Below are 15970 nucleotides of genomic sequence, written 5' to 3'. Positions count from 1 at the left end.
GACGACAGATCATCGTTCCCAATAAGACTCTTCTAGACTGTCTTCTCGCTCAGGCAAACCATGGGACAAACGTGGACTATGCTGAGCTAACACCTCGTATGCAACACGATTAGCGTATTTACACACTTGTGAAAATGATGAATAACATATGCCGTCTCGTTTATGTTTACTCGAGCCAGGTATATTGGTTTTATGGAAAGTATTGGCTGATAAATCATGAAGCAGCGCAGACAACGCACCATCGCCAGCACCATTGGTATTGCGAATTAATTCCGGCCCACCCATATAAGGTGCAATATGTGCGTATACTTTTATCGGCGTGTCACAATCTGCTTGTAATTTCGGTCGCGAAAACTCATAACGATTGAACTCGGGAATGGCTCCAGGTAATAAGGTATGACTGGTTTCGCGTTTTTCATTATCCTCAGTATAACCTGCGGTATAAAGTCCTATCTCCCCCGCCGTGGTTAACACCATGTCACACCATTCAAGAGCGGCTTCGCTGGCAAGTAATGGGTCTTTAAAACCGGTTAACGCTTCGCCTTCGTCTTCATTCATGGCTAAAATAGTGACATGTTCATTAATAAAATTTTGCCACCACTTTGGCTCTTCTTGAATTAAAAACCGCGTGCCTAAGGTTAACACGACTGGCACATCTGCCTCTTTGGCGTAATTAATCGCCGTCATTGCGGCATCAGTAATACCGTCACCGTCACTGGCACGCATTAAATATGCCGTGATGACTAATGCTGAACTGCCCTGCACCACCTCTTTATCGATATACTCTGGTGTTAGCTTATCCATGCATCCTTTACTAATCGCAAACGTGCGCTCACCACTGTCGGAAATCAGCGTAAAACAACGACCAATAGGACCGTCGACAGGTTGTAAGAAGTTGAGGTCGACCTTTGATGAGGTATGACATAAATAGCGATAAGCGTAGCTACCTACCATAATATGTTGGCTCATAACCCCAAAAAGCACTGAGCGGTCATCGGCTAAAATAGAATAATTGTGTACTGTGTTACCAATGGTGCCACCAGCAAACTCATCACTGATGATCTCATTGGACTTAAGTTCATTATACAAATGATGGGCTTGCTCATCGTTAATGAGCGTTGAGTTGCCTTTAGGTAAACCGTAACGCTGAAGTAATTCATCATCAACTTTGGCTTCGATATCCACCAGCGTCTGGTCAATCCCACAAATATAAGTAGAAAAAGGTTGAGGCTGCTGCGTAAGTTGAGCTAATAAAGGATCACGACTGTTTACAGGGAAATAGTGCTTGGACTTACGTTGACCAGGGAACTTCATATTGGACTCTCATAGCTTGGCATCCATGCAAGTGTGAAATTAATGATTACTGACACCCATTGAATTTTTAATGAGTTGTCATCCGCGAAAATGGCGGCAAATTTTATCATAGGTAAGCGTTAATTCTATATCACTTTTATCATTTTCACGGCCTAAATAACCTTAACTCGGGATAAGAGATGGATAGAGAGCTAAAATGCACAGTGTTTTGAGCGATTTTATTTAAAACGTGCCTTTTTTTACTAGCAAGGGCAATCTGCGCGTCAATAGCAGGCCTATTGTAAGTCAATGCAGCGTCGGTATTGCCAGGACAAAGAGCTGTTTGATAACCGTTTCCCACCCCGTTCAGAGGTAAACAGAAAGACGTAGATGTCCAATATCTGTCTATCATTACGTTTTCGAGTAATTAGCTTGTCCATTAAGCAATAAAAAAGCCTGCAATGCAGGCTTTTTATTGAGGCGTTAATTAGCGATTATTTTAGAATATTGGCCAATTGCTCACTAACTTTAGCAACAGATTGAGTACCGTCAAACTTGTTGTACTGAGTTTTACCTTCTGCTGCCACTTTGCCATAGTAATCGACTAATGGTTTAGTTTGCTCATGGTAAATACCTAAGCGTTTGCGTACGGTGCTTTCTTCATCATCTGGACGGATAGATAAATCTTCGCCAGTGACATCATCTTTACCTGCCACTTTAGGTGGATTGAATACCATGTGGTAAACGCGACCAGAACCAGAATGGACACGACGTCCGCTCATACGCTTAACGATTTCTTCGTCTGGCACATCAATCTCAATCACATGATCGATTTCAATTCCGTTTTCAGCCATTGCATCGGCTTGTGGGATCGTACGAGGAAAACCGTCTAATAAAAAACCTTTTTCACAGTCATCTTGGGTAATACGCTCTTTCACTAAACCAATGATAAGATCGTCAGAAACTAATTGACCTGCATCCATTACTTTCTTAGCTTCTAAACCTAATGCCGTGCCAGCTTTTACTGCTGCACGCAACATATCACCGGTTGAGATTTGTGGGATACCGTACTGCTCCATAATGAACTGAGCTTGGGTACCTTTACCAGCACCTGGGGCACCCAATAAAATAATGCGCATCTCAAAAGTCCTCTTTTAAGTTTGTGTTCTTTTTAGGGCGGCGATTTTCGCACATTTACCACACTATTAATAGCGCTTTTGTTATAACATTAGACCTAAATCTAATAAGGATTGTAACAAAATGGCTGCAATTGTTTAATACAATAAAGTATACAATTTACGCCGATATAAATTGGCTAACGCATTGCCTTGGCCAATCGCAGTTAAAATGTCCATGAAGACTTGTTTAACGTTACCCTCTGCAGCGCTCATGTCTTTTTGTAAAATAGCGAACAATAATTCGAGTGCTTCTTCATTACGATGGGCAACATTTAATGCTTTGGCTAAGATTAACACCGCATCAATATTGTCAGGTTGGTCGGCAACATTCTGTTGCAGTTGACGAATTTCAGGCGTATCTGCCGCATCTTCCGCTAACGCTAATTTGGCGACTAAATTGTGATAGTAACTATCTTGATCAGCTAAACCTATACGGGCTAGCAACACTTTTGCTTCCGCTAATAAACCTTGCTGTAACGCCACATCTATCATCACCAATGCAACTTCAGCTGGCTGATGCGCATCGTTATAAATGATTGTTAATTGGTCTGCTATTTTGCCCAAGTCTTGCGACGATAACTCGCCTTGGGCTAATTTTTGCTTAACCTCATCAAACGCTTGTATCCACATCGGCGGTAAATGTTTGTCGAGTATGTCGCAAATTTGTTGTTGGCTTTGTTGCCCAGCAAAACCATCAATCGGTCTGCCTTTATCTAAAATTAATGTGGTCGGTACATCTTGAATTTGGAAATAGTTAGCAATTTCTAACTCTGTTTCACAATCCACTTTGGCTAAAATAAATCGTCCAGCTTGTGCCGTTACCAGTTGTTCCAGCGTTTGTAACATCTGTACACTTTCGGGCTGTTGTTGAGTCCAAAATGCCAATACCACCATTTTTTGCATTGAGGTATCAACAACTTGCTGAATATTATCTTTAGTAAGATCGATGAGGTAGTCCATATTGCCTCCGCGGTATGACAAAAACAAAAGCGGACTTATTGTCCGCTTTTACTGCTTAAATCGAAGTTATTTTACACTCGCCAATAACATTTGATTGGTCAGTTTAATAAACGCTGATGGATCGGCCAGACTGCCTTTTTCTGATAACAACGCTTGTTGTAATAACAAGTTAGCCCAATCAGCAAACAGTTTTTCGTCAGCTTCGTTACTAAGATGTTCAACCAAAGGATGGGTTGGATTAATCTCAAATGTTGGCTTAGAATCTGGCACTGGCTGACCTGCAGCTTGCATCAGTTTAATCATCTGAGTCGACATTTCACCTTCACCGGCTACCACACATGCTGGCGTGTCAGTTAGGCGTGATGTAACACGAACTGCCGATACGCGGTCAGCAAGTGCAGCTTTAACTCGTTCAACAAGTGCTTTTGATTCTTCAGCAACTTTGTCATGAGCTTCTTTATCGGCCGCATCTTCAAGCTCGCCTAATTCTAAATCACCTTGGGTGACAGAATGTAACTTCTTCTCTTTGAATTCAGTTAGGTGGTTCACTAACCATTCATCGATACGCTCTGACATTAATAATACTTCAATGCCTTTTTTGCGCAGTAATTCAAGATGAGGACTATTTGCTGCGGCTTCATGGCTGTCGGCAACAATATAGTAAATCTTGTCTTGGCCTTCCTTCATGCGCTCAATATAAGCAGCTAATGACACCGTTGTGGCGGCCGAATTGTCATCAGTAGAAGCAAAACGCAATAGTCCTGCAATGCGCTCTTTGTTAGCAAAGTCTTCTGCTGGGCCTTCTTTTAATACTTGACCAAACTCAGCCCAAAAAGACTGGTATTGTTCAGGCTCATCTTTAGCCAGTTTTTCAAGCATACCTAACACACGTTTGGTGATCCCCACGCGCATTGCTGTAGTTACTTGATTATCTTGTAAAATTTCTCGAGATACGTTTAGCGGCAAGTCATTTGAATCGATTAACCCGCGAACGAAACGTAAGTAAGAAGGCAAAAACTGCTCGGCTTCATCCATAATAAACACACGCTGAACAAACAGCTTCAAGCCATGTTTATGGTCACGATTCCACATATCCCACGGCGCTTTGGCTGGGATATACAACAAGCTGGTGTATTCTTGTTTGCCTTCGACACGATTGTGAGACCATTTTAATGCCTCGCTGTAATCGTGAGAAATATGTTTATAAAATTCTTGGTATTCTTCTTCTGTGATATCTGACTTATTACGAGTCCAAAGCGCGGTGGCTTTGTTCATCACTTTCCACTCACCTTCGGTTGCCGCTACTTTCTCGCCATCAGGGCCATCAGACTCTGGTGTACCTTCATTCCACATTTGTACCGGAACAGAGATATGATCAGAATACTTAGTGATAATTGATCGTAGACGATAATCGTCAGCAAACTCGGTTTCTTCATCACGTAAATGCAGGACAATTTCAGTACCACGTTCATTTTTAGTAATACTGTCTACACTAAATGAACCTTCACCTTCTGACTCCCACAATACGCCTTCATTAGCCGCATGACCGGCAGCACGAGTTCGCACAGTGACTTTTTTGGACACGATGAAAGCAGAATAGAAGCCCACACCAAACTGACCAATTAATTGTGTGTCTTTTGACGCTTCGCCAGAAAGGTTACTGAAAAACTCTTTAGTGCCCGATTTGGCGATAGTGCCTAAGTGTTCAATGACGCTATCACGGGTCATACCAATACCATTATCAGTAATGGTTACTGTGCCTTTTTCTTTATTGGCACTAACACGGACGCGTAAATCACCGTTACCTTCATATAAGGCATCATCGGTTAAGGCTAAATAGCGGAGTTTATCTGCTGCATCGGCCGCATTTGAGACTAGCTCACGTAAGAAAATCTCTTTATTTGAATACAGAGAGTGGATCATCAATTGCAGAAGTTGTTTTACTTCGGTTTGAAAGCCATGAGTTTCTTGTTGTGACATGAATATTTCCCTTGGTGTTACGTTGAAACAATCACGAGTCGATTAATCTACTCGCCTTAAAAATCGGTGTTAACCAAGAGATGGGGGAACGTTACAATATTTTCAAGGGGCAACACCGCCTTGTTGAATAATAAATCATCCGTTAGGCTCAAATCAGGCCAATATGGCGAATAATGTCCGCCCCTATTACCCCATTAATCACCCTTGATAGATGAAATAATGCCAGCAAACCTGATTAATGATCCGCTGGCACAGTGGTATTCAATGAGTAAGCCGCTTTTTTACAGCGGAATACGACCATTAAATGACAAGGCTAAGGTGGTGCTATCAACATATTCAAGCTCTCCACCGACAGGAACACCATGAGCGATACGGCTAATCACCACATTGTGTCTCCTAGCCATATCCGCAATAAAGTGTGCGGTAGCATCCCCCTCAACGGTAGGGTTTGTGGCAAGAATAAGCTCGCTCACCTCATCAGAGATCAAATGGCGCTCAAGTAAGGCCAGACCCAGTTCTTCAGGACCAACACCGTCTAATGGCGACAAGTGCCCTAACAATACAAAATAGCGACCATTGAAATGTCCACCCGCCTCAATGGCAAGCACATCGGCAGGGGTTTCGACCACGCAGATAATCCCTGCATTAATACGCCGATGGCTACTGCATATGGGGCATAAATCTTGTTCGGTAAATGTACGGCAACTTTGACAGTGGCCGACTTCAGACATGGCTTTTTGTAACGAATCGGCAAGCTTAAGGCCCACTTTACGTTCACGCTCAAGCAATTGAAACGCCATACGCTGTGCCGACTTAGGTCCGACGCCTGGCAAAGCGCGTAAAGATTGAATTAATTCATCGACCAAAGGACTAAATTTCATAAAATTGCCAATACCTTAATAACTAAACTCATTGTGATGTTATTGGTGAAACCCTTTTTGTGATCAGCCAAGCCAATCTGCGATAGCACCAATGCAGTGCGATTATTATCTGTGCTGCGCTCGAATGCAAAGATTAATGCTTTTTAGAATAAATAAAGCCAACAATCGAGCCATTACAAAGTGTTTTTATTTAATGCTTTAACCAAATGCCCAGAGTCATCGTTACATCGAAGATATGTAAAGAGCTCAATTAATACTTCTTCTACTAGGCTTGTTAATAATGATGAACACCGAAGCGGGTTCAAACAACCTCTGTTTATACTGCAGTAAAAATCTAAGTAACCGACCGAATTACAACAATATTCATTCATTTCATTAACGGGCTCACATAATCAGAAAAGAAGTTAATCTATTTTTGAGAGCTATCACTTTTCTGTTTAAACCATCTGATATTCTATCATCGTATCCCCGATATGTTCTGTGGTTCCAAGGACGATATTCACGACGATATTGAAAACATCTCAAGGTGAAGCGTTTTCAAATTGAAGTGACTCCAGAGTAAGGACTCAAAATGTACGATATTTTACCCGTATTAGGTAGCGGATTGGTTATTTGCGGAGCGCTATTATTGGCAATGGCCATCGGACCCGTATGGACGCTATTTCGCCAGCTACCAATAGGTGGATTACGCTATAGTTGGGGTTTTCTGATTCTGCTGATCCTGTTTTTTATCGCAGGTTATGTCGTATACGCAAAATTTAGCTTAGTTAAAGCTTATCAACCACTCGATCTCGTCGTGCCGATTATATTTTTTTGCGGAGCTATTTTTGTATTTGTTGTTTGTAGCCTGTCCCTCAAAACGACCAGCGACATCATGCAGTTGTATGCCCTCAAGCAGGAAAACATCACCGACTCACTAATGGGGATCTTCAACCGTCGTTACTTAGACCGTCGCCTTAAAGAGGAGACACAAAGGGCCCAAAGTTACTCTAAGCCTCTGTCTATCTTTATGATTGATATCGATCATTTCAAAATCATTAATGATAACTATGGTCATCAGATTGGAGACTTAGTACTGAAAAATATCGCCCAAAATATCAAAGAGTCATTAAGAGAGTCGGATGTACTTGCCCGATATGGCGGTGAAGAGTTTGTGGTCATTCTTCCTCGAACTCAAATTTCTACATCCTATAAACTGGCTGAACGACTCAGGCAGGTTGTGGAGAACACTCAGTTGCCACTGCCTGAAGAGCCTGGCATAGATATGCTTTCAATTGGGGTTACTGTGAGTGTTGGTGTCGCAGGACTAACGTCTGAGTGTAAAGACTACCTGTGTCTGATTAAAAATGCAGACAGAGCACTCTATCAGGCAAAACAAAATGGCCGCAACCAAGTGGTAATGGGGTGAAAATAGAAGCAAAGCAGCAATAAACGATACCCTAAACTATGACCTAAACTATGCCCTGTTGCCGATAAAACCCTATCGTGAGGTCTAATGATAGCGCTCAACTAAAAACAGACACTTTTTAAGCTAGTTTACTTTCAAAAATTGATTGGTGATATATAACCTAAAATGAACGACTTGGTTCACTGATGTAATAACTGACATAAACCCAAGTCGCACATTGCACTAGTTTTTTTGGCTAGCGTTAATATTGATACATGCATTCTGAGGTTAACGTTCTAAAGACGCGCTTGGTCAGTTAATTAACGCTCAACATTCTAACCGTTTGCTTTTTGATTCATGTGTATTCGGCTTTTTTAATAACCTTATCCTCGAAATAGTTTTCAGCAATGCATCATGACACTGGGGGTGACTATCAAGTACAAGGTTATGTCATTATTGAATAATAAGCCCTGGCGAATGCAGTTTATGGCTAACAATAAAAATACGCAGATTAAATCGGCATTTCAATTTCGTCTGGCAAGTGGTTGATTGTATATTACTAGCATTAACATACTATTTTATTTATTATTTTAATCTTTTAACCTTTTTATATTTTTAGGGTTATTTTATGTCATAAAAATTAATCCTAAAATTTCCAATATAGTTCCTAAATAGTTCCTAACTAACTTTGTCTATAGAGTGCATCGAAATTTTCTAATAAAAAATCGTAGTTTATAACCAAGCATACAGATTCAAAATCCGAACTTAAATGAACAGAAAACCAATGTTAAATAGCGGCCAGAATTGACGTCATAAAATGCAGCTGTGTTAACGACGAGTCATGCTTTAAAACAGTCTACATTTAAGCGTTAACATTATTTCACCTAAAAAAAGTTGATACCAAAACAGACGTTATAAGATTTTAGTATAAGGACTGTTCATTTAGCTTATAAGAAGTAAGCGTCATTAAATACTAATGTCATCGGCCTAATTCAACGTGACTAAAAATATCGCCACGCTAATGCTAAGGACGGAAATATTCTAAGCAATAGGAATAAGTTCATCTATACTTCAACACGAGCTTTAGTGTTTTTCATTCTAAAATTCATTAAAGGTCTTAATTATCATACTGCTAATATTAATATCAGACTAATGAGAGACGTTAATTCCACTTCTTGAAAAATGGAGAGCCTCAACCTTCATGGAAATATAGCAACAGTCATGATAGATGGGTTAACAAATAACAAAGGAGATACAATAATGAAAAAACTATTCATTGCGCTAATTGGATTGTTAGTTATCACTGGCACATTTATTCAAACAGCGATGGCGACCGAGCAAGAGGTCAAAAAGACTATCATGGACGATAATGCTTATGTAAAAAAGAATCTCAAGGGGCTTGAAGGCACCTATTCGAACGAAGGCGCTATAGAGTTCTGGTCTAGTGGCGGACTGATCCAAACAATCAAAGCCGATGGACGGCTAGAAGAATATGACGCGTTCAATATCGATGTTAAACATATTCAAGTTACCATTTTGGTACCAGATAAGATTGCACTGGCCCATTATTATTCGGAGGGTTCTATGACTCCGAAAGGAAGTCCTGCTGTGGCAAATTATAGAACCCGAGTTAGCCAAGTATATACTAAGGAGGCTGGGGAATGGAAAGTACGGTCGTCACATTGGTCACCCATTATTGGTGGCTCTGGTACGAGTCAGACCGCACTAGTTGAATAAACCAACCTTTTTAAAAAATACGAAACCCCAAAGTTTTCTTATAAACAATAAAAGAACCGTGATGGGATCCTTAATAAAGGACAGCAGGTATTCCATTACGTACTTCAGCATAATAGTCAGTTTATTATTAAATTATTGACGTTAAATAACTTTGGACATGATTTCTTGGTCGCATAAATCATGCTCAACGGCTAAGAATGTTATAGTTCGTTGCTGGAAAAAACCTGTAAAATTTGCATCAATATTGCATCAAGAATTGGGTATGACTAGCTACATTTCTGTAGCAACTGTCCTGAACAACACCGTTATTCAGACCATGTTATTACACCAAACGAAAAAAGGGGATGTATCAACTACATCCCCATATGGCAAATTTACTACGCTTTATTTGGATTAATGAGGTATTTTTCACCGGTTTTCTTGGCGGTGTACTGCAAAATAATCGCCGGAGTCATGGCTTGTTCAAAACTTAATTCATCAGTAAATGCACTGGCAAAGGTGGTTTTGATTTCATTGGCCACTTGTTTTTGCAGCTGTCCGATTTGCTGAGGTTGCAGCTTACCCAAGAATCTCATTAATAACCACCCTCCTATGCTCCATGTCATCCCGTATGCGCGGTTCAAGATGGTAGGAGAAAAGTCCAGACCACCGTATATATAAACTTGTTTATTATATTCAGAGCCATAGGTATTAAAACCTACTGCGTCTTTACTGCCCGATTGTTCCATGGCGGTAAGTATATCGCTCACTACGTCGCCCCCACCTATGGCATCAAAGGCTAAGGTAGCACCGGTTTCATCTATGGCTTTATATAAGTCAGCCTTGAAAGTGTCACTGGACGAATCACAAATATACTTGGCACCAATCGCCTTGAGTATGTCCACCTGTTGCTGCTTTCTAACAATATTGACTAAAGGGACGTCTTGAGCCAGACAAATTTTATTTAGCATCTGTCCTAAACTCGATGCAGCGGCGGTGTGCACTAATGCAGTATGGCCTTCCATACGCATGGTTTCTACCATACCCAAGGCGGTAAGTGGGTTTACAAAAGAGGAAGCAGCATCATTGGCTGAGATGCCCTCGTTGTGCACAATACAAGCTTGGGCTGGCACACAACAATATTGCGCATAAGCACCACCCGATAAAATGGCTACGGTTTTGCCCATTAACGCTTGTGCTGCTTCACTATTACCTGCAGCCACTACTGTTCCGGCTCCTTCATTACCAATGGGGAGAACCTGATCTAAGCGAGATTTAATACGGGGTAACATGCCAGGATAAAGAGGTGCACTAAGAGTTGATTTATCACCACTGAGCTGTGCAGCGGCTAAATTTGAAGGGCCAAACATAGGCCACATATCGGAAGGGTTAATAGGTGCCGCCTCTATACGCACTATTACTTCATGTGGTTTAGGGGCCGGCACATCAACATCCTTTAAGGACATTTCAAGTTGTCCATCTGAGGAGATAAGGGTAAATAGTTGTTTTGATGTTGTCATTATCGATTGCTCTCTTTCTGGTGTGAAAAGGTAAGTTCAAGTCTAGCCGTATGGTGTAAATATATTTAAATTTTGCTTTAAATATCAAAAAACCGCTATTACATCAATGGTTAAAACGGTACAGACGATTGGTTTTGCAGCATAGTCGTCTTGATGAAGTGTATACTCAGGGTCGATTAATGGCTCATTCACTAACCCCTCTAGGGTATTAGGCCGAAGAGTAAGTCTTACTGAGCTTAATATAAGAAATCGTTCAGATTACGTATAACAGGTTATTGATACCGAGGGGATATATACCAATCCACTTCTTTATCTGAATTGGTATGACTTTTTTCATTAAGATGATATGAATATTACAATGGCTTCATCTAGTAAAAAATTACAACGGCTTCATCTAGTAAATATTTAGATATGAAACGTTATTAGTGAGGGCTTATTAAGCAGCCGCTTTTTGCAAAATGCCGATAAATTCTGGGAAAGACTCTTCAGCTTGAGTATCGACTATTTTTGAAATCGGTTCGTTGCTCATAATGTTCCACCACGCTTGTAGTTTTGGTGTTTTGTCCATAAAGTCTACTTCAAAGATTTTGTTCCCTACCATTACACCTGTCTTAAGACTGTATCGAACGACAAGATCTGTTTGCGTACACTTTTCACCCATCAAATAAGGGCCAAAGGCGGCCATGCTCTCTAGGCATGCAAAGGCCTTTATCAGTATGGGTAACATAACAGCACGGTTTGATTCTGATTTTGGCGCACCCATGAGTAATTCGGGTAAAAACCGTCTTGCGGATAGCTCCACATACAATTCGGCAATGCGCATCAATTCAAAGCCTTTTGCCCTTTGGAATGCATCGCTGGGCAGGATTGGCTTGTCTGGGTAATGATGCTCAATATACTCAAGGATGGCCGCAGTTTCTGATAGAAAACCGTGTTCTGTGCCAATACACGGCACTTTGCCCATAGGGCTTTTTTCCAAATATGAGGGATGGCCTGGATAAGTGCGCTCTTCATTAAAATCAATGCCTTTTAATAACAAGGCATGTTTTATCAAACCGTAATAGTTACTTGCGGGAAAGCCATATAAAGTGAGCATATTGTCATATTCCATAATTAAAGTGTCGATTAGCTTCTCATAAGGAATGTTAGAAATATAGGGTGTTAGTGAAATGGGCCGAGTTGACAATGTCCTAAGCAAAAAAGCCAGTTGGGGTCAGGTTGACATTAAATACCAATGATCACCTTTGGTGGCATAACCTTTACGTTTTTCAAGGCTGTAACAGCATGGATGTTGCACCCGTTATAAGTTGGTTTAGTGCGGATCAGCCATCTGATAATGCCTTTAAACATCAACGCGTAAAGACTTACATGCTTTCAGTTATGGTGAAACGCATCACCTAAAATATAAAAACAAATAAGTTGAGCGAAGACGAGTATTGCTAAGTCGTGAAATAAACCATATACGCGACCTGAGTTAAATACTGTCCCAAAAAATGGCTAGTACTGTTCCTACTTGGCTTGCGGATCAGATGGGGCATAGTGATAGGGAGGACTCAACAATCTATGGCAAATGGATCGCGGGTGAACGACCTGACCATAAAACTAAGAAGGCTAAGAATGAAGACCCAAAATTCCTTTATAATTCCTAATGTAATTCCTAATGTAATTCCTAATGTAATTCCCAAGAAATGATAACAAGGGAACTACACGAGGAAAAGTCAGCATCTTAGCTTCTAGAAAGGCATTTTCATCCCTGGTGGTAATTGCATACCGCCAGTCACTTCGGCCATTTTAGTCTTTTGATTTTCTTCAATGCGACGAGCTGCATCGTTACACGCTGCAGCGATAAGATCTTCTAGCATCTCTTTATCGTCTTCCATCAAGCTTGGATCAATTTCAACTGTACGCACATTGTGGTTACCTGTCATGGTTACTTTAACCAAGCCAGCACCCGCTTCACCTGTCATTTCTGTGCGAGCAATTTCTTCCTGCATTTGAGCCATTTTGTCTTGCATCATTTGGGCTTGTTTCATTAAATTGCCCATACCGCCTTTTCCACCAAACATAGTCGTATCTCTCTCTAATTAAGGTTGTTAGCAAGTCGTCATAGTGACGCTAATCTTACTGAAATAAAATCGATTGGCAATCTAGCAAATACACTTTTGAGATGAAGATATATTCATTTTAAGCTAAATCACCGTATTTGTTCATTTATAAAGCGTTAATTTGTGTAATATCCTGTGCAATTTGTCCTAGCTGTTCCAACGGATATTCAATACTGTCACTGTCTAATTGAGCCGATAAGCGTTGAACCATCCACTGAACGTTATCATCAAGCAAAATAGACTGTTGAGCCTGTGCGATAAGTTCACGATGAAAACGTTTACGTAACTCAAGGGGCGTTTCTCGTTTAGGCACAATCCCAATCTGGATCTGTACTTGAGTCGGTTGCCCAAGGTATTGAGATAACGCGTCTTGCAGTTGATCAATAGCTGTCTGGGCAGACAAATGTTTTTGATCGGGTTTCAACACCAATATCATAGGATTTGACAATGTCGAACACACAGAGTTCACCCCTAATTGCCGAACCCTACCGCCAACAGACACATTAGTCATCACTTTATACCAATGTAAATCAATCTCGTTTCCTTGAATACTGTGTGGCTCAAATTGGGCTTTTACATCTATGGGCGTCGCATCAGTAGGACCTCGAACGACAGACTCTGCGCTAATGTTGAGCGATTGGGCTGTCAATGAGCTCGTTTTATGTGCGTGATTATGTGCGTGAGCAGCTTGCTGATGACTGGCCGTGTCTGTCGGTTGAATAGTGGCTTCAGTGACGGGCTTATTCGCATCATGAACATCTGCAAATGCATTGATTGGTTCACCCTCTTCGGGCGCGACCCAAGGAGCCCTATCATAATCTGCCACTACTGGAGAATTGATTGTTTCGGTAGTCGATAACGCTTCAAAAGCTTTAGGATCAGTTTCAGTCACTGCAGGCGACTCATTGGCGCTGACAACGGATGTCACTGCAGGCTTGTTCACTCTTGAAGTGATTATTTTTGTCGATTCTTTTTTTGCCAGTTCATCTTTATGTTGTAATACCCCGACATCGGCAATAAGTGAATCACGACTGGCTAACACTTCGTCAAGAAAATCGTCTACATTATCCTCAGAATCAGTGAGGTTTGGGCGAGTATTATCAATGACATGATCAGCCGTTTTCGGTTCAGACCTTGAGTCAGTAACATCATTAACATTGTTAGCTTCAGTTGTTCCATTTAAAGCCGAAAAAGCCCCCTCTTCGTCATGATCAAATGGTTGATATTCCATTGACATGTCATCAGACACGTCATAATCCATAAAAGCATACGCATTGAGCGGAATATCGTCCGCATTACCACTCAATTGACTATTTTCTACAACATTGGTGTCTGCAGTACTCTGCGCTAATTGATGTTTTTCAACCACCTCTTCAGACGCAGCAGTATCCCTTTTCAGCGGTGCCGTTGTGATTTGAGTCGTCGTTTCAGCATCAGCACGAATATCGGCATTGTCTGATGCCGCAGTATGAATAATGTCGGCAGCAGTCTTATCAGCTGTCATATGGCTAACGTCACGATTAACGTCGTGGTTGATAACATTACCAATCGGCATATCGCTTTTGGGTGGCAATGGATCAAACCCCAAACTTTGCGCTTGGTCCAACAGCAAGGCTTGCTCAGCCACCAGTGCAGATGCGACTGGCTCATCGTCGATAGCATCAGCAACGTCGACCTCAGCCTCTGTGGTCGCTGCAGTTTCAGCCTGAATAGATAATACTGTTGTCGGTAAAACAATGTCTGTTTGCGGCTGAAGATCAGACTTTGGGCCTGTTTCAATGACCTCTTGCGTTGGAGATGATGAACCGTCAATAACGCTTAAATCAACGTTAGCAGGCGTCGTTGTTAGCCAGCGTTTTACTTGTTTTTCGGGGGTAAACGCGACTGCGCGAAGTAACGCCATTTCCAAGCCCGATTTAGGATCGGGTGCAAAGGCTAAATCTTTACGACCGTTAAGCAACATTTGGTAATAAAGCTGTACTTGTTCAGGCGCTAATTGCTGTGAGAATGCTAGAATTTGCTCACTAAACAGCGATTGTTGCGCTGCAGCGGGGGCAAACTGAGTTAAGGTGATTTGATGCAATAACTCTAATAAACTGCGCAATACTTCTTCAGCATCGGCACCGAATGCCAACACTTTTGCTACCGTTTGCATTAATGGCCCAACATCGGCATCACACAAGGCTTTTAATAAGGCCAGCACATGTTGTTCATCAATACTGCCCAGCATGGTTTGCACTTGTGTCAGCATCACTTGGCCACTGCCAAACGCTATCGCTTGATCAGTTAAACTGAGCGCATCACGCATACTGCCATTGGCCGCTTTGGCTAATAAGCTCAGCGCTTGTGGCTCAAAAGGCAATTGTTCTTGGGTGATCACATACTCGAGTTGCTTGCAAATTTCGTCTTGCGACAAACTTTTTAGATTAAACTGTAAGCAACGAGATAATACAGTAACAGGCAGTTTATGCGGATCGGTAGTCGCTAACAAAAACTTAACGTGCTCAGGAGGCTCTTCTAACGTCTTTAGCAATGCATTAAAACTGCTACGCGACAACATGTGGACTTCATCGATTAAGTACACTTTAAAACGCCCACGAGAAGGACGGTATTGTACATTATCAAGGAGTTCACGAGTATCATCGACTTTAGTACGCGATGCCGCATCGACTTCAATTAAATCAACAAATCGACCTTGAGCAATTTCAATGCAGCTAGAACATTCACCACAAGGATTAGCCGTTACGCCGGTTTCACAGTTGAGACCTTTAGCAAATAAACGCGCCAAACTGGTTTTACCCACACCGCGTGTTCCAGTAAAGAGGTAAGCGTGATGTAAACGTTGCTGGCTCAATGCATTAGTTAATGCCATTAATACATGGGATTGACCAACCATTTGTTCAAATTTAGCTGGACGCCATTTGCGGGCGAGTACTTGGTAAGACATGAA

General features: G+C 41.5%; 11 protein-coding genes. 2 read left to right on the top strand and 9 right to left on the bottom strand.

Annotated elements, in window-relative coordinates; translation table 11 throughout:
• Window positions 1-9 precede the first annotated feature (9 nt).
• The 5 genes from AAEY93_RS05070 to recR form a co-directional block, all read right to left on the bottom strand.
• Window positions 10-1314, bottom strand: a complete 1305-nt coding sequence (locus tag AAEY93_RS05070) for an inosine/guanosine kinase (RefSeq protein ID WP_124011749.1) — start codon at window positions 1312-1314, stop codon at window positions 10-12.
• Window positions 1315-1787: 473 nt separating this feature from the next.
• Window positions 1788-2432 carry an adenylate kinase gene (gene adk / locus AAEY93_RS05065; protein WP_101032079.1) on the bottom strand — a complete coding sequence of 215 codons (645 nt, stop codon included), beginning with the start codon at window positions 2430-2432 and terminating at the stop codon, window positions 1788-1790.
• Window positions 2433-2567: 135 nt separating this feature from the next.
• Entirely contained in the window at window positions 2568-3431 is an 864-nt protein-coding gene (locus AAEY93_RS05060; protein ID WP_124011750.1) for a tetratricopeptide repeat protein, read from the bottom strand.
• 66 nt (window positions 3432-3497) lie between these two features.
• Complete coding sequence (htpG, locus tag AAEY93_RS05055; RefSeq protein ID WP_124011751.1) at window positions 3498-5411, bottom strand: molecular chaperone HtpG; 1914 nt, start codon at window positions 5409-5411, stop codon at window positions 3498-3500.
• A gap of 281 nt (window positions 5412-5692) precedes the next feature.
• Entirely contained in the window at window positions 5693-6292 is a 600-nt protein-coding gene (recR, locus tag AAEY93_RS05050) for a recombination mediator RecR (RefSeq protein WP_101032082.1), read from the bottom strand.
• Between the two features lie 571 nt (window positions 6293-6863).
• Between recR and AAEY93_RS05045 the strand changes: the two genes are divergently transcribed.
• Together AAEY93_RS05045 and AAEY93_RS05040 are read left to right on the top strand one after the other, a co-directional pair.
• A complete protein-coding gene (locus AAEY93_RS05045; RefSeq protein WP_101032083.1) occupies window positions 6864-7700 on the top strand; it encodes a GGDEF domain-containing protein in 837 nt (278 codons plus the stop codon).
• Window positions 7701-8939: 1239 nt separating this feature from the next.
• Complete coding sequence (locus AAEY93_RS05040) at window positions 8940-9416, top strand: Cif family virulence factor (protein ID WP_101034692.1); 477 nt, start codon at window positions 8940-8942, stop codon at window positions 9414-9416.
• 377 nt (window positions 9417-9793) lie between these two features.
• Here AAEY93_RS05040 and AAEY93_RS05035 read toward each other — a convergent pair whose 3' ends face one another.
• From AAEY93_RS05035 to dnaX, 4 genes are all read right to left on the bottom strand, one after another.
• Window positions 9794-10915, bottom strand: coding sequence for a zinc-binding dehydrogenase (locus AAEY93_RS05035; protein WP_101032084.1), 1122 nt, complete (start codon window positions 10913-10915; stop codon window positions 9794-9796).
• Window positions 10916-11351: 436 nt separating this feature from the next.
• Complete coding sequence (locus AAEY93_RS05030) at window positions 11352-12011, bottom strand: glutathione S-transferase family protein (protein WP_351075250.1); 660 nt, start codon at window positions 12009-12011, stop codon at window positions 11352-11354.
• A gap of 637 nt (window positions 12012-12648) precedes the next feature.
• Window positions 12649-12981: a YbaB/EbfC family nucleoid-associated protein gene (locus AAEY93_RS05025; RefSeq protein WP_101032086.1), complete on the bottom strand. Its 333-nt coding sequence runs from the start codon at window positions 12979-12981 to the stop codon at window positions 12649-12651.
• Window positions 12982-13126: 145 nt separating this feature from the next.
• Complete coding sequence (gene dnaX / locus AAEY93_RS05020) at window positions 13127-15967, bottom strand: DNA polymerase III subunit gamma/tau (RefSeq protein WP_351075247.1); 2841 nt, start codon at window positions 15965-15967, stop codon at window positions 13127-13129.
• Between the last annotated feature and the right edge of the window lie 3 nt (window positions 15968-15970).

The sequence above is a fragment of the Shewanella sp. CAL98-MNA-CIBAN-0140 genome (genome assembly GCF_040309905.1).
Taxonomy (GTDB): domain Bacteria; phylum Pseudomonadota; class Gammaproteobacteria; order Enterobacterales; family Shewanellaceae; genus Shewanella; species Shewanella psychromarinicola.
The sequence above is the reverse complement of the archived record's forward strand: the minus strand, read 5'-3'. Positions and strand labels throughout refer to the sequence as shown.

Coding starts and splice junctions, on each gene's coding strand:
- htpG (WP_124011751.1), bottom strand. CDS start 5,411: ATGTCACAACAAGAAACTCATGGCTTTCAAACCGAAGTAAAACAACTT.
- AAEY93_RS05035 (WP_101032084.1), bottom strand. CDS start 10,915: ATGACAACATCAAAACAACTATTTACCCTTATCTCCTCAGATGGACAA.
- adk (WP_101032079.1), bottom strand. CDS start 2,432: ATGCGCATTATTTTATTGGGTGCCCCAGGTGCTGGTAAAGGTACCCAA.
- AAEY93_RS05060 (WP_124011750.1), bottom strand. CDS start 3,431: ATGGACTACCTCATCGATCTTACTAAAGATAATATTCAGCAAGTTGTT.
- AAEY93_RS05030 (WP_351075250.1), bottom strand. CDS start 12,011: ATGCTCACTTTATATGGCTTTCCCGCAAGTAACTATTACGGTTTGATA.
- recR (WP_101032082.1), bottom strand. CDS start 6,292: ATGAAATTTAGTCCTTTGGTCGATGAATTAATTCAATCTTTACGCGCT.
- AAEY93_RS05045 (WP_101032083.1), top strand. CDS start 6,864: ATGTACGATATTTTACCCGTATTAGGTAGCGGATTGGTTATTTGCGGA.
- dnaX (WP_351075247.1), bottom strand. CDS start 15,967: ATGTCTTACCAAGTACTCGCCCGCAAATGGCGTCCAGCTAAATTTGAA.
- AAEY93_RS05025 (WP_101032086.1), bottom strand. CDS start 12,981: ATGTTTGGTGGAAAAGGCGGTATGGGCAATTTAATGAAACAAGCCCAA.
- AAEY93_RS05040 (WP_101034692.1), top strand. CDS start 8,940: ATGAAAAAACTATTCATTGCGCTAATTGGATTGTTAGTTATCACTGGC.
- AAEY93_RS05070 (WP_124011749.1), bottom strand. CDS start 1,314: ATGAAGTTCCCTGGTCAACGTAAGTCCAAGCACTATTTCCCTGTAAAC.